Here is a 17,360-nt window from a genome sequence, read left to right on the forward strand (position 1 = left end):
GATTTGAGTGCTCGTCCAGGATCAGCTACGGGGTATCAGGCGATTTGGTTACAGCGTTTCAAAAGAAAATTTTGTTTGGTCCTGGTTGGACGCCCGGTCCATATCAAACACCATCGGCCAAAGAGTATTTCGTTGCGCCGAGCCGATCGGCCTGCTGCACTGCACAGTCGGTATTTTAATCAGTTTTGCGCGGCGCGCGCCGGCTTCAGCTTCGCCATCTGTGCCACGTTCGCCTGTAATTCCTCGGCGCTGAACGCCGGGAACGAGCAGATGCGGTTGCCGCAGGCAAAGGCCGCGGGCTCGCCGAGGTCGGGATAGTCGACGTCGGGATTGGGCAGCCTGCCTTCGCGCGGATCGAGCCATTCGAGCCTTTTGTAGCGGGCGGGCAGGGCGCGGGCGATCGCATGCAGACGTTGGGCGCGGGCGTCGTCCTTGTGTCCGACGATTGTAATGTGCGTCGGCTCGGTGGCCAGCTCTTCATCGGCGAGCAGCACGCCAGGCATCGGCCGCGGCATCTCTGCCGATGCGGCACCGAGATAGCGCATCGCATGCGCCGCCTGTTCGCGCGTGCCTTCGTTGCCCGTGTAGCGATTGAGCATGTTCATGAAGCGCGCGACCTGGATCTGGTCGTCGATCAGTTTTGCAGGTTTTGCGAACACACCGGCCGTTCCCTCCGACGTTTTCGAGGTGAAGAAGCCGCCGGTTTCGTCGCGGAAGGTCGCGACAAAGTCGCCGGCCTTTGCCGCGGACGCCAGCCAGTCGCGATCGCCGGTCGCGGCGTAGAGATCGAGCAGCGCCTGTCCCATCGCCACGGTGTCGCCGAGGAACGGGCCGCCGCGATCCTTGTCGCCATGGCGGAAGCCGCGGTCCGGCAGCGCCCGATTGGCGAGCACCCATTTCGCGGCGCGCTCGGCGATCGCCAGCGCCTTGGGATCGGCGCTCGCGTCGTAATAGGCGACGAGGCCCGAGATCGCCCAGCCGTTCTCGCGTGCATAGAGGTTCGTGTCGATGCGGGGCAGGCCGAGCTTGCGGCGCGCGGCATCCGGCAGCGCATAATAGGTATGGCCGTCGACGTCGTGATTGAGATCGGCGTCCTGGCTGACATAGAAAGCGCCGTCGGGGCTGAGCAGCACTTCCGTGAGGTAACGCTCGACATCGCGCGCCGCCGCGAGATATTTCGGGTCCTTCCATTGCGCATAGGCCTGGCTGTATTGCCGGAGATATTGCGCCTGGAACGAGATGATCTTCTCGAAATGCGGATGGCTCCACGAGCCGGCCTCGGAATACTGGAACACGCCGCCCCACACCGGATCGATCAGCGCGATCGCGGCATCCAGCGTCCGTCTGGCGCGCGTCGTCGCGGCGGCATCGCCGGCTTCGGCCCGGCTGATCGCAAGGTCGAGGCTGTCGGCGTCGATATATTTCTGGTTCTCGCCCCAGCCGCCGAGCGTCTCGTCGTAGGATTCGTCGAAGGTCTTGGTCAGTTCGGCGCGTTGCGCCTTGCCGAGAAAGGCCGACGCGGCGGGCTTGATCGCGAAGGCCTCGCCGACCGACGGGCCCGGCGAGGGATCGTCGATGATCGCCTTGAGCAGCGACTGCATCCGCTCCGGCTCGATATAGCCCCTGATCTTGGCGATCTCGCTGCCGTCAGGCGCGAACACGATGGTCGCAGGCCAGCCCCAATCGCCGTAGCGGCTGGAGAGGTCCGGATTGGCGTCCTGGTCGACGCGGACCGGGAGATATTTCGCCGCCAGCAGCTCCTGCACCTTGGGGTCGGCGTAGGTCGTTTTCTCCATCACGTGGCACCAGTGGCACCACACCGCTTCGAGATCGAGGATGACGAAGCGCTTCTCGGTCGTGGCGCGTGCGAACAGATCGTGGCTCCAGCCGCTCCATGCCGGACTGTCGGCCGCCCATGCAGGCGATGCGGCCAATACGGCGAGAACGGCGGCGAGGCGGACGAATGACATGGCGGGCCCTCGGTGAGCGCTTGGTTGTGCCAGCTACGCGTCGATTGAGACCGGGGCTCGCCACGTCACGGGATTGTGAGGGACGCCTCTCAGGTCGGCTCCTTCCGGCCCGCCGTCAGGTTGACCAGCAGGCGGTCGAGCGAGGCGGCGCCGGGACCGGCAATCGCGAGCCACATGAAGGCGGCGAAATAGGTCGCTTCCTCGAACCCGAGCAGCGTCTCCAGCGAGTCGACGTCACCCCATTTCGCGGACTTGATCGCGACGATCATGACAACCGCGAGCATCGCCGCCGGGATGCGGGTGAACAGGCCCAGGATCAGCATCACGCCGCCGAAGCATTCGACGCCGGATACGAAGGGGGTGAGGATGGTCGGGAAGGGAATGCCCCAGCCCGCGAAGTTCTCGGTGACCTGGGCGAGGTTGGTGAACTTGCCCCAGCCGGCCAGCATGAAGGTGTAGCCGACGATGATCCGCATGAGCAGTGGACCGGCCCAGGCAAAGTGCGAGGCGATCCGCGCCGGCAGCAGGATCAGCAGGTTGACGATGAAATTCATGCGAAACCCCTCCCGAATATCTCGCTGTGCCGTCTGCGCAGGCGGTCAGGACGAACGGCGTCAAATGGCACGAACCAAAAGTTACGGCCGCGTCTTGGCAGGAGTTTCGCGGGGAGAGGCCAGGTTGTTACGCCGCTAGCCGATATTTTGCAGCGCCGGGAAGGTTTCCAGCAGCCAGACGCTGACGCCCGACACCGCGCCGGTCAGGAAGCCGATGCCGGTGACCACCATCAGCACCCCCATCACGCGCTCGACGGTGTCGAGATGGCGCTTCATGCGCGCGAACAGCGAGGAGAACTGCTCGACCAGGAAGGCTGCGAGCAGGAAGGGGATGCCGAGCCCGGCGGAATAGACTGCGAGCAGGCCGGCACCCTTGGTCACCGTGGCCTGGGAGGCGGCGATCGAGAGGATCGCGGCGAGGATCGGCCCGATGCACGGCGTCCAGCCGAAAGCGAATGCCAGGCCCATCACATAGGCGCCCCACAACCCGACCGGCTTGGGCGCGGTCAGCCGCCCCTCGCGCATCAACAGGCCGATCCGGGTGATGCCGAGGAAGTGCAGGCCCATGATGATGATGACGATGCCGGCCAGGATCGAGAGCTCGGCCGACCAAGCACGCACCAGCCCGCCGACGATGGAGGCGCTGGCGCCGAGTGCGACGAACACGGTGGAGAAGCCGAGCACGAACATCAGCGCCGCGGTCATCACCGCGCGCTTGGAAGCCGCGGTGGCGCCGTCCTGGTTGACCTGCTCGATGGTCGCGCCGGTCAGATAGATCAGGTAGGGCGGCACCAGCGGCAGCACGCAGGGCGACAGGAAGCTGACCAGGCCGGCGATCAAGGCGGCCGGAATCGTGATGTCGTGCATCAAGGAACCTTCGAAGATGGCTGTCCTGTCTTGGCGTGTACGCTGCCAACAATCCAGAAGTTTCGTCGCAGATGCATTCAACTATGGTCACAGGCCCGTGTCCGGGGGCTGCATTGCGTTCAGCGCTGGTGAAACAAGCGCGGATATGTTCCGTAATGCGGTACAGCAACCGCTGATCCGGACCTCATCGATGCGCATTGGCATCCGCAGCGCCATCTCCGCCCTGGTCCTGACCTCGATCCTGGTCAGCGCCGTCGGCGTGCATCTGTTGTGGTGGCGCACCGCACAACGGGTCAGCCAGACGCTGGCCGACACGATCAACGACCAGATCGTCTCCGCGGTCGGCGACGAGTTGCAGTCGATCACGACCGAAGCGCGCTCGTCGATGACGGCGGTGCGGACGCTGTTGACCGAGAAGGTGCTGGATGCGAGCGACGTGCGCAAGCGGCAGTTCGTGTTCCTGTCGCAATTGCAGTCGCAACCGACCATCTCGTGGGTCGCGTTCGGCTGGCCGGACGGCTCGTTTTTCGGCGCCCACAAGCTCGGCGACGCCGGCGTCGAGATGCTGACCATCTCGCCCGACCGCAAGCTGCGGGCCGATCAATACGATTATGCCGGCATCGACATCAAGCCGAAGGGCAGCACCGTCGAGGACGGCAAATACCTGGTCACGGAGCAGCCCTGGTTTCGCGATGCGATCGCAGCCCGCGACCAGCAATGGTCGACGCTGACGACGCTGCCCCGCGGCGAGCGGCTGGCCGCGATGCTGGCGGTGCCGATCGACGTCGACGGCGAGCGCACCGGCGTGCTCGCGATCATCATCGAACTGACCCGGGTCTCGAACTTCCTGTCGCAACTCACGGTCGGCAAGTCCGCGGGCGCCTTCCTGCTCGATCGCGACGGCGGCGTCATCGCGTCGCCGGATCAGGACGCCGACGAGCTGAATGCGCTGAAGACCGACCACCCGCTGCTGCCGGTCGCGGTCGCGGCGATCAGGCAGGCCGGCAAGGCCTACGATCCCGGCGAGGGCGAAGCGTTCCGTTCCCAGGTGACGCGGGACGGGCAGGCCTATCAGGCGGTGCTGACGCCGATCTCGTTTCCGGGCTGGTCGCTGGTGACGGTGGTGCCGGAATCCGAATTCCTCGGCCCGGTGCGGATGACCATCCGCAGCCTGCTGATCGGGCTCGCGGCGCTGATCGCGGCCGCGGGGCTGTTGTCGGCCTGGCTGGCGCAGCGCCTGATCGCGGCGCCCCTGATCAAGGTGGTCGGCGAGATCAGGCATGTCGAGCGCTTCGACCTCGACAAGGTCGCGCGACATCCGTCGCGCCTTGCCGAGATCGAGAACCTGTCGGGTGCGATCGGCGACATGGCGCAGGGGCTCGCCGCGTTCCGCAAATACATCCCGGCCGATCTGGTGCGGCGGCTGGTCAGCGACGGCAATGGCGCGCGGCTCGGCGGCGCGGTGCGGCCGATGAGCGTGATGTTCGTCGACCTTGCGGGTTTCACCGGCATGTCGGAGCGGCTCGGCGATCGCATCATCCCCTTGCTGTCGCGCTACTTCGACATCGTCTCTGCGGCGATCCAGCAGGAGAGCGGCACGATCGACAAGTTCATCGGTGACGCCGTGATGGCGTTCTGGGGTGCGCCGGCGGCCAATCCGGATCATGCCACGGATTGCTGCCGGGCGGCGCTTGCCTGCCAGCGCGCGGTCGCGCAGGCCGGCCTTGTCGACGACAGCGGAGAGGCGGTCAGCATCCGCATCGGCATCAATTCCGGCGACATGCTGGTCGGCAATATCGGCTCAGAGGTGCGGCTCAACTACACCGTGATCGGCGACGCCGTGAACATCGCAAGCCGCCTCGAGGGCACCAACAAGGTCTATGGATCGACCATCATCATCGGTCCGGAGACACGGCGTCTGGCCGGTGACCGCATCGTCGTCCGCGAGCTCGACCGTCTCGCCGTCTACGGCCGCGCTGGCGGGCTCGAGATCTACGAATTGCTCGCAATGGCCGACGAGGGCGCGATCGCGCGCGACTGGATCGCGTCCTATGAGGCCGGGCTTTCGGCCTGGCGCGCCGGTGATTTCACCGCAGCGATCGCTGCGTTCGAGAGGACCCTGAAACTCCGCGGTACGGACGTGGCCTCGACGCAGATGATCGCGCGGTGCCAACACCAGCTCGACAATCCGGCCGGCGGGGACTGGGACGGCACCACGGTGGCGCGCTCGAAATAGCAGCGTCGCTTCAAGAACGACGATGGGGAGAGAGTTTCGCTGCCATCACCGCTTGCGCGCAGGCCTCCTCGCCGTCGTCTCGAACTCCCGTCCCCGAATCCGCACCAGATCGTCGGCGGAATGCGCCAGCAGCACCACCGTGGCGGCGCGCGCGGCCTCGGCATCGCCGGCGGCGATCGCGTCGAGCACTGCGCGGTGTTCGATCAGCGCGCGCGGGCGATGCGAGCCGGGAGCTGCGATCGTAAAACTCTGGCGCAGGGTGATCTCGAACATCTGTGCGATCGGCCAGAAGAACTCGTTGCGGGTCGCGAAATAGATCGCCTGGTGGAAGGCGATGTCGGCGGTGACGAAGTCCTCATTTGTCTTCGCCGCGTCCATGCCGTCGCACCCGGCCCGGATGCGGGCGATGTCGTCGTCCCCCGCATGGGCCGCCGCCAGCGCCGCGGCGGCCGGCTCGACCGCGGAGCGCAGCTGGAACAGTTTTGCCAGATAGCGATCGATCTCCGTGGTCTCGAGGCGCCAGCGCAGCACGTCGGGATCGAGCTGATTCCACTGCTCGGGCGGCCGCACCCGTGTGCCGACCTTGGGCCGGGACTCGATCAGGCCCTTGCCGGTCAAGGTGCGGATCGCCTCGCGCACCACCGTGCGGCTGACGTCCATCATCTCGCAGATCTGAATTTCGGGGGGCAGCGTCTCGCCGACGCCGATCTCGCCGCGCACGATGCTGCCGCCGACGCGGTCGGCGACCTGGCTGTGCACGCTCCGACGCAACGCGTTGGATGTCTGGAACATCGGGTGCCTCGCTGGGGTTGGTGCCGGCGCCGAGCCGGCTCTTGCACAACTGCATTTCATTTGTCATACATTATGACAAATGGTCTGCCAAGCTGGCGCCAGCCAGCGTCGCGGCCGACACAATAAACGATCCGTTCCTGGGGAGGAGCTTCATCATGACGTCGATGCGCGTGAGCCGCCGTATTCTGTTGCGGTCATCGGCCGCTGCCGCAGCGTGGCTTGTCGCTGCGCCCGCCATCATCGGCCGCGCCGACGCCGCGACCATGAAAATGCGGTGCTCGTCGTCGCTGCCGAACGACCCCAAATACGCCAACGGCCGCGTCTACTACGACAACCTCGTCAAGACCCTGAAGGCCAACGGGCTCGGCGAGCAGATCGACGTCACCTTCTTTCCCGACAACCAGCTCGGCCAGGAGATCGATGTCATCAACTCGGTGAAGCTCGGGGTGATCGACCTGATGGTCTCGGGCTCGTCGATCTCGGCCAACCTCGTGCCGCTGGTCGGCACTTTCGACCTCGGCTACCTCTTCACCAGCTACCAGCAGCAGACCAAGGCGTTCGATGCCGGCGCGGCGAAGCCGATCGAGGATGCACTGCTGAAGGGCGCCGGCATCCACATCATCGGCTGGGCCTATAATTTCGGCGCGCGCAGCGTGCTGGCCAAGAAGCCGGTGAAGACGCCGGAAGATCTCGCCGGCTTGAAGATCCGGACGCTGCCCAACCCGATCATCACCGAATGCCTTCGGTTGATGGGGGCCGCGGCGACGCCGCTGGCGTTCGGCGAGATCTACACCGCATTGCAGGCGGGGGTGCTCGACGGCCTCGAGCACGATCCGCCGACCATCCTGGCCAGCAAGTTCTACGAGACCGCGAAACATTACGCGCTGACCCAGCACATCTTCTCGCCGCTCGCGGTCTATTTCAGCGACACCACCTTCAATCGCATGGCCCCCAAGCTGCGCGAAGGCTTTCTCGATGCGGCAAAGCAGGCCGCGGCGGACACCCGCGTGCATGGGCTCGCGGTGGAGAAGGAGGCGCTGGCGAGCCTGGTGGAGAAGGGCGTCACGGTGGTCGAGTGCGACAAGGAAGCGTTCCGCAAGCGCGTGCTGCCGCAGACCGACAATTTCATCAAGGCGCGGCCCGAGGCCAAGGCTGTCGTCGATCTGATCCGCGCCACCCAGGCCTGAGGTCGGCCATGTCGGTCGCCGCGATTGCGACGAGAAGCAGCCCCGATCGGATCACGGCGCCGCTGCTCGCCGTCAGTGACGCCATCGCCGCGATCCTGCTCGCCGCCGATCTCCTGGTGGTCTGCGTCTCGGTGCTGGCCCGCTTCCTGTTCAACGCGCCGGTCGAATGGTCCGACGACGTCGCCCGCGGCCTGATGGTCGGGTCGAGCTTCTTCGGCGCGGCCAGCGCGCTCGCACGCAGCGAGAATCTCGGCGTCGCCTTCTTCGTCGACATGCTGCCGCAAGCGGTGCGGCGGGTCGTCGACGCGGCCGGTGCACTGCTCGTCACCATCATCGCCGGCACCGTCGCGTTCAACGCCGTCAAGATGGGCTGGCTGACCACCGGGCAAACGTCCGGCTCCGGGCTGCCGCTGGAGTGGACGTTCTATCCGATGGGCATCGGTGCGGCGTTCATGACGGTGTTCGCCTTCGAGACGTTCTGCGGCCGGCCGTTGCGCGACATGCTGGCCGGCATCGTCGCCACGGCCGTCGTCGCCGGCATTTATCTCGCCTGGGATGCGTTTGCGCCGTCATCTGTGCCATCGTCGCAGACGCTGATGCTGATCGGCTTCTTCCTCACCTTGTTCGGCGGACTGCCGATCGGCTTTGCGCTGGCGCTGGCAGCATTGATCTTCATCTGGGTCGAGGGCACGCTGCCCGGCGTGATCTTCGCCCAGCAGATGGCGCGCGGCATCGACAATTTCGTGCTGCTGGCGATCCCGTTCTTCATCCTGGTCGGCTACCTGATGGAAGCCAACGGCATGTCGGTGCGGTTGATCGAGCTGTTGCAGCGCGCGGTCGGGCGGATGCGCGGCGGGCTCAATGTCGTGATGGTGATGTCGATGGTGCTGTTCTCCGGCATCTCGGGCTCCAAGATGGCCGACGTCGCAGCCGTCGGCTCGGTGCTGATCCCGGCGGCGCGCCGCTCGCGGCAGAACCCGGGCGGCGCGGTGGCGCTGCTCGCCGCTTCCGCTGTGATGGCGGAGACCATTCCGCCGTGCATCAACCTGATCATCCTCGGCTTCGTCGCCAATCTGTCGATCGGCGGCCTGTTCGTCGCCGGCATGCTGCCGGCCGCGCTGATGGCGCTGGCGCTGATCGCGGTGTCGATCATCTTCGGCAAGCGCCCTGAGGCGAGCGGCGACGCCGAGCCGCGGGCGACGGTCTCGGGCCTGTGGACCGGCGCGATCGCCTCGTTCGGGCTGATCTTCATGATCTTCTTCGGCTTCAAGAGCGGCTTTGCCACCGCGACCGAGATCTCGGCCTTCGCCGCGGTCTACGCCATTGCGGTCGGCAGCCTGCTGTTCCGCGAGCTCGGCATGAAGAGCCTCGCGCATTGCTTCGTGCAATCGGCCGTGCGATCCGGGCTGGTGCTGTTCATCGTCGCTGCCGCGCAGTCGCTCGCCTTCATCCTGACGCTGCAGCAGGTGCCGCACGCGGTCGGCGAGCTCATGCTGGCGATCTCGGGCAGCCATGGCGTCTGGCTGTTCATGCTGCTGTCGATCCTGGTGCTGGTGGTGATGGGCTCGGTGCTGGAAGGCGCCGCGGCGCTGATCATCTTCGGGCCGCTGCTGTTGCCGGTCGCCGTCAAGCTTGGCATCGATCCCTTGCATTTCGGCGTCGTGCTGGTCATCGCGATGGGGCTCGGGCTGTTTGCCCCGCCGCTTGGTCTTGGGCTCTACGGCGCCTGCCTGATCGGCAATGTGCCGATCGAGCAGACCATCAAGCCGATCGCACTCTATCTCGGCCTGCTGTTGCTGTGCCTGCTGGTGATCGCGTTCGTGCCCGCCATCAGCACGGCGCTGCCGCATGCGTTGGGCTATTAGGGAGACGATCGTGAAGGTGCTTCTCGCCCACACCCCGCAGATGCGCCGCGACTATTACGGCGAGCGCAGCCTGAACGGCCTGCGCGCGGTCGCCGACGTCAGGCTGCACGACGGGGACGAGGCGCTCGACGCGGCGGCATTGGTCGAGGCTGCGGCCGATGTCGATATCATCGTCGCCGATCGCATGACCCAGGGACCCGGCGAGATCTTTCCCCGGCTTCCGAAACTGCGCGCCTTCGTGCGCTGTGCGGTCGATATCCGCAACATCGACGTTGCGGCAGCATCGGCCGCCGGCGTGCTGGTGACGCAGGCGAGCGCCGGCTTCATTCAGTCGGTCGCCGAGCTTGCGCTCGGCTTCATGGTCGATCTGTCGCGCGGCGTCTCCCGCGCCACCGCCGCGTATCACGCGGGCGGGGCGCCCGAAGTCGTGATGGGCCGCCAGCTGGCGGGCAGCACGATCGGCATCATCGGTTATGGCAGCATCGGGCGTTATCTTGCAGGGATCGCCAGGGTGCTCGACATGAACGTGCTGGTCGCCGATCCCTTTGCGACCATTGATGACCCCGCGATCGCGCATCTTCCGCTCGACGACCTGCTGGCGCGCGCCGACTATGTCGTCTGCCTTGCGATCGCCAATGCGCAGACCGAGAACCTGATCGGGAAGGCCGCCTTGGCGCGGATGCAGAAACACGCGTTCTTCATCAACCTGTCGCGCGGCAATCTCGTCGACGAGGTGGCGCTGGCGGCTGCGTTGCGCGCTGGCGGCATTGCCGGCGCCGCACTGGATGTCGGCCGCGCGCCCGACCAGATGCCGTCGCCGGAACTCGCGGAGCTGCGCAATGTGATCGCAACGCCGCATGTCGGCGGCCTGACGCCGCAGGCGATCGAGCATCAGTCGTCGGAGACCGTGCGCCAGGTGGCGAAGATCGCCGCGGGCGAGGTGCCCGTCGGCGCCGTGAATGCCGAGCACTGGACGCGGCGGCCGCGGCTATGAAAGTTCAACAAGGCGCAATGCCGTCCGCGGGGCTGGACAAGAGCTTCGCATCCAGCCCAAACTTGAGCTTGCAATAACCGCGGCCATGAGCGCGCGGACAATCAAGCAATGGACGTCCCGCAGCAAACGACGGGCGCCGAGAGGGAAACAGGGAGTGCATCACATGGCCATGTCACGCCGTGACGTCTTGTTGGGCAGCGCCGGCGCATTGGGCGCCGCATCATTTTCCTTCCCGGCGCCTGCCATCGCACAATCGGAGCCGATCAAGATCGGCTGTCTCGCGGCGATCACCGGCCCGAGCTCGGCGCCGACCGTCGGCTTCAACCGCGGCGTGAATTTCGCGGTCGATGCCATCAACGGCGCCGGCGGCGTCAAGGGCCGCAAGATCGAGCTTGTCATGCGCGACACCCAGGGCGATCCGACCAAGGCAGTCAACGCCACGCAGGAGCTGATCAGCCAGGCCAAGGTCCATGCGATCTGGGGGCCGCTGAATTCCGGCGAAGCGTTGGCGACGACCCCGATCATGGCGCGCGCCAAAATGCCCGACCTGCACCCCTGCGTGGTCGAGACCCTGATCGATCCGGTGAAGTACCCCAATGCGTTTCGCATCGCGCCGTCGAACAGTCAGTGGGACGATGCCGTGCGCAATTATTGCCTCAAGATCCTCAAGGCCAGGAAGGTTGCCGTGATCGGCGACACCACCGGCTATGGCGTCACCGCGGTCGGTGCCTCCGTCGCGGCGTTCAAGAAGGACGGCGCTGAAGTCGTGTATCAGGCCAATGTCGATTCCACGCAGCCCGACATGACGCCGGACATGCTGCGCGCCAAGAACGCCGGCGCCGAGGCGATCGTGGTGTGGAGCGTCTCGACCGGGATGGAGGCACGGATGTTCAACACCCGCGCCGCGATGAACTGGGACGTTCCGTTCGTCGGCCATCCCTCGATGGCATCGGGCGAACTCGCGAGCCTGGTCGCCAAGCCGGAGAACTGGAAGAAGGTCTATGCGATCGGCTACAAGAGCTGCAGCTATGACAGCGCCGGCAAGCTGCCGCCGAAGAGCGAGGACCTGGTCGCGCGGCTGACCAAGGCCAATGTCGCGCTGAACGATACGCTGCTGTGGTGGATTGCTGGCGGTATCGATTGCATCGAATTGATCGCCAAGGCGGTCGCGGAGAGCGGCTCGACCGATAGCGCCGGGATCATCAAATACTGGAACTCGCTGTCGACCTATCCCGGCTATTTCGGCAATTATCGCTTCTCTCCGACCGAGCATAACGGCTATCTGACCGAAGAGATCGTGATGTCGGAATCGAGCACCGCGAAGAACGGCACCTTCGCGCTGGCGCCGGGGTATACATAGACGGGTGAGGGCGTAGCCGATGCTGGCCTCGATCCTCGCATCCGGTCTCGCGGCGGGCGCGATCTACGCGCTGGTCGGCGTCACCTACAACACGATGTTCTCGACCTCGCGGGTGATGAGCTTCACCGCCGGCCAGCTCGCGATGCTGGGCGGCGTGTTCGGCTCGATGTTCACGCTGAAGCTCGGCCTGCCGATCGCCATAGGCTTTGTGCTGACGTTGCTCTGCTGCGCGGTGATCGGGATCATCACCGAATTCGTCGCGGTGCGGCCGGTGCTCAAGAGCCTCGACCAGCATCTTTACGTGCTCTCGACCCTGGCGGTCGCGCTGATGATTCAGCAGGTCACCGCGATCAAATGGGGCACCGAGCCGCAGCCGTTCCCGCGCATCGCAGGATTCGGCGAGGGCGTGCTGGATGAAAAGTTCTGGCTGCCGGTGGCAGCCTGCGCGGTCACCATTATCGGCCTCGAATATCTCTACCGCCGCACCCTGGTCGGCCGCGCCTTCCTCGCCATCGCGGAGGACAATTTTGCGGCGCGGGCGCTTGGCCTGCCGGAGCGCAACCTGCGCGTCGCGAGCTACGCGCTCGCCGGCGTGGTCGGCGGCATCGCCGGATTTTCGGGCGGACAGCTGCTGCTGGCCTTCTTCGCCAACGGCGCGTTGCTCAATTTCTATGGCTTCGTGCCGGTGGCGCTCGGCGGGCTCGGCAACAACAGGGGCGCGATCATTGGCGGATTGGCGCTCGGCCTTTTCCAGCAGGCCGCGAACTTCCTGGTCGGCGGCATCTTCTCCTCGGTCGCGGTGTTCACGCTGTTCATCGTGGTGCTGCTCGCGGCTCCTCAGGGGCTGTTCGGCAGCTCGACCGCGCGGAGAGTGTGATGACGGCGGTCGCCACCACTCAGCCACAGACCGGAAGCGGCGCATGGCGTGCGACGCTGCCGCACGTTCTGCCATTCGTCGGCATTTTGCTGGCCGCTGTGCTGCTGCCCTTCGTCAGCAATGACTACTGGGTGCTGATCGGCACCCGGATGGCGATCTACTGGGTGCTGGTGTCGGGACTGAATCTGGTGGTCGGCTTTGCCGGTCATCTCGCGATCGGCTATGTCGCGCTGCTGACGCTCGGTGCCTACGCGACCAGCGTGCTGGTCGCTGGCAATGTGATGCCGGCGCTTCCGGTGTTCGCCGCATTGCCGGTCGCCGGCCTGATCGGCGCGGTGTTCGGCGTGGTCGTCGGCCTGCCGGCCTTGCGCCTGCGCACCTTCTATTTCGCGATGTCGACGCTCGGCTTTGCGACCATCGTGACCCAGATCGCGCTGGCCTGGCAGAGCGTGACCGGTGGCGGCATCGGCATCGCCGGTCCCGAATTCCCGGCGCCGTTCAACACGCCGTGGGGGTTCTACGCTCTCTGCACCGGCTTTGCGGTCGGCACCACCTGGTTGAGCGCCAATGTCGCACGCAGCCGGTTCGGCCGCGCCCTGATCGCGGTGCGCGACGCCGAGGTCGCGGCCGAGGCCAGCGGCATCTCCAAGCCGGACATGCTGATCGCGATCTTCCTGTTCGCGGGTGCGCTGGCGGCGATCGCCGGCGGTCTGTTCGCGTCCCTGCAGACTTACATCACGCCCGACGCGTTCACGTTCGATCTCTCGGTGCTGTTCTTCATCGCGATCCTGATCGGCGGCCGTGGCTCGATCCTCGGGCCGATGCTCGGCACCATCATCCTGACCATCCTGCCCGAGATCGCCGCGCCGCTCGCGGCCTGGTCGACCTTCCTTTACGCGGTGCTGCTGCTCTTGATCGTGCTGGTGATGCCGGGCGGCATCGCGGCGCTGCTCGACTTCCGCAACCGCCGTCCGCTCGCCAGCAATCGGGCGATCGTGCCGCGCCCGGCCGCGCTCGCCGACATCGTGCGGCGGCGCGACGGCGGCAAGGCGTTGCAGCTGCGCGGCATCGCACTCAGCTTCGGCAATGTGAGGGCAATCGACGGCCTCGACCTCGATGTCGCGCCGGGCCAGATCCACGGCCTGATCGGACCGAACGGCAGCGGCAAGACCACCACGCTGAACGTGATCTCGGGCTACTACGCCGCCAAGGCCGGCACCATGACCCTCGGCGACGAGATGTTGCCCGCGGGGCAGCCGGTCAAGCGCGCAGCCAGCGGCATCGCGCGCACCTTCCAGACGCCGCGCGTGATCGGCGAAGCCTCGGTGCTGGAGAACGTCATGATCGGCGGCTCGATCGAGGGCAGGGCCAATTTCGTCGAGGCGATGCTCGCGCTGCCGCGCAACGGCGCCGACGAGCGACTGCTCGCCGCCAAGGCGCGCGCGCTGCTCGGCGTCGTCGGCCTCGAGGCGCTCGCCGATGTGCGCGCCGACCGCCTGCAGCACAGCGAGCTGCGCTTCATCGAGATCGCGCGCGCCCTGATGCTCGATCCCGACTTCCTGCTGCTCGACGAGCCCGCAGCCGGCCTCTCCAACGACGAGATCGCGCGGCTCGCGACCCTGATCAAGGCGATCTGCGGCCGCGGCACCGGAGTGCTGCTGGTCGAGCACCATGCCGATCTGATCTTCGATATCTGCCACCAGGTCACCGTGCTCAATCTCGGCCGCACCCTGGCGGCGGGAACGCCGGCGGAGATCCGCGTCCACAAGGAGGTGGTCAGTGCCTACCTCGGTGGTTGAACCCCTGCTCAACGTGAGCGCGCTGGAATCCGGCTACGGCAAGATCCGCGTGCTGCACGGCATCGACATGACGATTGCGGCCGGCGAGGTCGTGGCGCTGCTCGGTCCCAACGGCGCCGGCAAGACCACGCTGCTGCGCGCCATGTCGGGATTGTTGCCGGTCAATGCCGGGCAGGTCCGGTTCGGCGGCCACGACATGACCAACGCCACGCCGCGCGATGCCGCGCGCGCCGGGCTCGTGCATGTGATCGAGGGCCATCGCGTGTTCACGCAGATCTCGGTCGCCGACAATCTGCTGCTCGCCGGCTACGACCTGCCGCGTGCCGAGCGCGTCGTGCGCGTCGAGGAAGCCTTGTCGTTCTTCCCCGAGATCGCCGAGAAGCGGCATGAGCGCGGCGGCGCGCTGTCGGGCGGGCAGCAGCAGATGTTGACGGTGGCGCAGGGCCTGGTCCGCCGGCCGCGGCTCCTGATGCTCGATGAGCCCTCGGCGGGATTGTCGCCGGTGCTGGTTGATCGCGTCCTCAACGTCATCGGGCGGCTGCGCGCGCAGGGCACCTCCGTGCTGCTGGTTGAACAGCTGCTCGAGAAGGCGCTGGCATGTGCGGATCGTGTTTACGCGCTGGTGCAGGGAGCAATCGCGCTGGAGGCCCCGACCAGCGAAAGCGATCTCGCGCACCGGCTCGAGCGCGCCTATTTCGGCCATGCAAGCCACGCGCTGGGTGGCTGATGGATATCGCGGGCATCGACAGTTCAATTCAGGTCTGACACAAGGTGGTCATGCGGCTTCCATTCTTCTACGGCTGGGTGATCGTCGCGGTGACGTTCGTCGCCATGGCGATCGGGGTCAACGCGCGAACGGCGTTCTCGCTGTTCTATCCGCCGATCATCTCCGAGTTCGGCTGGGAGCGCGGCATCACGGCCGGCGCATTCTCGTTCGGCTTTGTCGCGTCTGCGATCGCAAGCCCGCTGATCGGCCGCCTGATGGACCGCAGCGGTCCGCGCGCGGTGATGGAGCTTGGCGTGCTTCTGATGGGATCGGGCCTGTTGCTGGCGCCGCTGACCACCCAGCCCTGGCACCTCTATCTTACCATCGGCGTGCTGGTCGGTTCCGGCAGCGTCTGCCTCGGCTATTCCGGCCAATCGCTGTTCGTGCCGAACTGGTTCATTCGCCGCCGCGGGCTGGCGATCGGACTCGCCTTCGCCGGCGTCGGCATCGGCTCGGTGACGCTGCTGCCGTGGGTGCAGCACATGATCGAGCACGCCGGCTGGCGCACCGCCTGCACCGCGATGGGGATCGTGGTGCTGGTCGTGCTCGCGCCGATCAATCTGTTGCTGCACAAGCGGCCGGAAGACATCGGCCTGCAGCCGGACGGCGATGCGGCGCCGACCGCCACATCGGCGAAACCGGCATCGAACATCGTCGATCCGGCCTGGGCCGGCATCGACTGGACGCTGCCGCGCGCGCTGCGGACCGCGCGGTTCTGGTGGATCGCGACCGGCTATTTCTGCGGCCTGTACATCTGGTACGCGGTGCAGGTGCACCAGACCAAATTCCTGCTCGACATCGGCTTCAGCTCCAATGTCGGCGTCTGGGCGCTCGGCGTCGTCAGCTTGCTCGGGATTCCCGGCCAGATCTGGCTCGGGCACCTGTCCGATCGCATCGGTCGTGAATGGGTGTGGGCGATCTCGTGTTTCGGCTTCGTGATCTGCTTTGCCGCGCTCGCTGCACTGACATACTGGCCGAGCATGGCGCTGATCTATCTGATGGTCTTCACCCAGGGTGCGCTCGGCTATGGCCTGACATCGGTGATGGGGCCGGTGGTGCTCGAAATCTTCCAGGGCAAGCATTACGGCAGCATCTTCGGCACCGTGATGCTGGCCGCGCTCGCCGGCGGCGCCGCGGGCCCCTGGATCACCGGCCAGCTCTATGATCTCTCGGGCAGCTACACCAGCGCCTTCCTGCTCGGGATTGCCGTCAGCCTGCTGTCGGCATTCGCGATCTGGCAGGCGTCGCCTCGCAAGGTCCGCGCCGTCGCCGGACAGATGCACAAGGTCGCCAGCGCCGTCTAAAGCATGATCCGGAAAACTGCGAGGCGGTTTTCCGAAACGATCATGCTACGAGCTAAAGCGCAAGATCAGGTGGATGACACGCCGATCGCGCGTTGCAGGTCGGTGATCGCGCGCAGGCAACTGTCGGCGGGTGTGGTCTCCGGATCGATCAGCCGGTGCAGGCGGAAACCGTCTTCCAGCGCCAGCACGATCGCACCGGTCCAGTCCGGGTTGAGCCTGGCGTTCCTGCCGCTATTCTTCTGCGCGGTCTCGACGATGTCGGCGATCAGCTTGCGCCGCGCGCGCAGCCGCTTGGCGAGCTCGGGACGGCGCTTCTCGGCGCGCGCCACGAACAGGATCATCTCCATGTGCAGGAGAGGCGAACGGCCGAGCGGATCCTGCCGGCTGCGATCCGCGGTGCGCAGCGCTTCCAGGAAGTCGGACAGGTTGCTGTGCTTGGCAAGCAGATCGAGATTGCGCCGGATCGATTGCTCGACGTGGTCCTCGAGCATCGCGATGATCAGCTCGTCCTTGCTCTTGAAGTTCGAATAGAACGCGCCGCGGGAAAAGCCCGCCGCCGCCGCGATCGTCTCGATGCTGGCGCCGCCGATGCCCTGTTCCTCGAACACCCGCGCTGCCGCCTCGAACAGCTTCTCGCAGGTGTCGTCCCGTGTCGGTCTGGTTCGAACCCTTGACATCGGCGCAGTTTAGGGCAGAATGCAACTCGATACAAGAGTGTATCGAGTTGCAGAACCAGAACAGCCGCACCGTAATCGTGCGGCCTTGAGGATGACACCAAGGCGCGCCAGG

The 17,360-nt window shown here is 66.1% G+C and carries 14 protein-coding genes; 9 read left to right on the top strand and 5 right to left on the bottom strand.

Annotation, left to right across the window (positions count from 1 at the left end; translation table 11 throughout):
* Positions 1-179: 179 nt before the first annotated feature.
* The 3 genes from ACTUWL_RS25470 to ACTUWL_RS25480 all read right to left on the bottom strand — a co-directional run bounded on the left by ACTUWL_RS25470 (position 180) and on the right by ACTUWL_RS25480 (position 3,391).
* Complete coding sequence (locus ACTUWL_RS25470; protein WP_021077198.1) at positions 180-1,970, bottom strand: thioredoxin domain-containing protein; 1,791 nt, start codon at positions 1,968-1,970, stop codon at positions 180-182.
* A gap of 89 nt (positions 1,971-2,059) precedes the next feature.
* A complete protein-coding gene (locus tag ACTUWL_RS25475) occupies positions 2,060-2,524 on the bottom strand; it encodes a DoxX family protein (protein WP_021077197.1) in 465 nt (154 codons plus the stop codon).
* Between the two features lie 135 nt (positions 2,525-2,659).
* A complete protein-coding gene (locus ACTUWL_RS25480; RefSeq protein WP_021077196.1) occupies positions 2,660-3,391 on the bottom strand; it encodes a cytochrome c biogenesis CcdA family protein in 732 nt (243 codons plus the stop codon).
* A 190-nt stretch (positions 3,392-3,581) separates the two neighbouring features.
* Here ACTUWL_RS25480 and ACTUWL_RS25485 point away from each other — a divergent pair, with 190 nt between their 5' ends.
* The gene (locus ACTUWL_RS25485) at positions 3,582-5,627 is read left to right on the top strand and encodes an adenylate/guanylate cyclase domain-containing protein (RefSeq protein ID WP_021077195.1); all 2,046 of its coding nucleotides are present in this window, start codon (positions 3,582-3,584) and stop codon (positions 5,625-5,627) included.
* A gap of 45 nt (positions 5,628-5,672) precedes the next feature.
* On the opposite strand, the gene ACTUWL_RS25490 is transcribed toward ACTUWL_RS25485, so the two are convergent.
* A complete protein-coding gene (locus ACTUWL_RS25490; RefSeq protein WP_021077194.1) occupies positions 5,673-6,419 on the bottom strand; it encodes a FadR/GntR family transcriptional regulator in 747 nt (248 codons plus the stop codon).
* Positions 6,420-6,574: 155 nt separating this feature from the next.
* Between ACTUWL_RS25490 and ACTUWL_RS25495 the strand changes: the two genes are divergently transcribed.
* The 8 genes from ACTUWL_RS25495 to ACTUWL_RS25530 all read left to right on the top strand — a co-directional run bounded on the left by ACTUWL_RS25495 (position 6,575) and on the right by ACTUWL_RS25530 (position 16,571).
* The gene (locus tag ACTUWL_RS25495) at positions 6,575-7,606 is read left to right on the top strand and encodes a TRAP transporter substrate-binding protein (protein ID WP_021077193.1); all 1,032 of its coding nucleotides are present in this window, start codon (positions 6,575-6,577) and stop codon (positions 7,604-7,606) included.
* An 8-nt stretch (positions 7,607-7,614) separates the two neighbouring features.
* Positions 7,615-9,471 (top strand): TRAP transporter large permease, encoded by a 1,857-nt coding sequence (locus ACTUWL_RS25500; protein ID WP_021077192.1) that lies wholly within the window; start codon positions 7,615-7,617, stop codon positions 9,469-9,471.
* A 10-nt stretch (positions 9,472-9,481) separates the two neighbouring features.
* Positions 9,482-10,465 (top strand): NAD(P)-dependent oxidoreductase, encoded by a 984-nt coding sequence (locus ACTUWL_RS25505; RefSeq protein WP_021077191.1) that lies wholly within the window; start codon positions 9,482-9,484, stop codon positions 10,463-10,465.
* Between the two features lie 163 nt (positions 10,466-10,628).
* Entirely contained in the window at positions 10,629-11,825 is a 1,197-nt protein-coding gene (locus tag ACTUWL_RS25510; RefSeq protein WP_021077190.1) for an ABC transporter substrate-binding protein, read from the top strand.
* 19 nt (positions 11,826-11,844) lie between these two features.
* Positions 11,845-12,702, top strand: coding sequence for a branched-chain amino acid ABC transporter permease (locus tag ACTUWL_RS25515; RefSeq protein ID WP_021077189.1), 858 nt, complete (start codon positions 11,845-11,847; stop codon positions 12,700-12,702).
* The gene (locus tag ACTUWL_RS25520; protein ID WP_021077188.1) at positions 12,702-14,501 is read left to right on the top strand and encodes a branched-chain amino acid ABC transporter ATP-binding protein/permease; all 1,800 of its coding nucleotides are present in this window, start codon (positions 12,702-12,704) and stop codon (positions 14,499-14,501) included. Before ACTUWL_RS25515 ends, ACTUWL_RS25520 begins: the two co-directional genes overlap by 1 nt.
* The gene (locus ACTUWL_RS25525; protein ID WP_021077187.1) at positions 14,482-15,228 is read left to right on the top strand and encodes an ABC transporter ATP-binding protein; all 747 of its coding nucleotides are present in this window, start codon (positions 14,482-14,484) and stop codon (positions 15,226-15,228) included. The genes ACTUWL_RS25520 and ACTUWL_RS25525 overlap by 20 nt, the downstream gene beginning before the upstream one ends.
* 50 nt (positions 15,229-15,278) lie before the next feature.
* Positions 15,279-16,571: an MFS transporter gene (locus tag ACTUWL_RS25530; RefSeq protein WP_021077186.1), complete on the top strand. Its 1,293-nt coding sequence runs from the start codon at positions 15,279-15,281 to the stop codon at positions 16,569-16,571.
* Between the two features lie 65 nt (positions 16,572-16,636).
* Here ACTUWL_RS25530 and ACTUWL_RS25535 read toward each other — a convergent pair whose 3' ends face one another.
* On the bottom strand, positions 16,637-17,248 hold the full coding sequence (locus ACTUWL_RS25535) for a TetR/AcrR family transcriptional regulator (protein WP_035650249.1): 612 nt from the start codon (positions 17,246-17,248) through the stop codon (positions 16,637-16,639).
* Between the last annotated feature and the right edge of the window lie 112 nt (positions 17,249-17,360).

The sequence above is a fragment of the Bradyrhizobium sp. WCU1 genome (assembly GCF_053474805.1).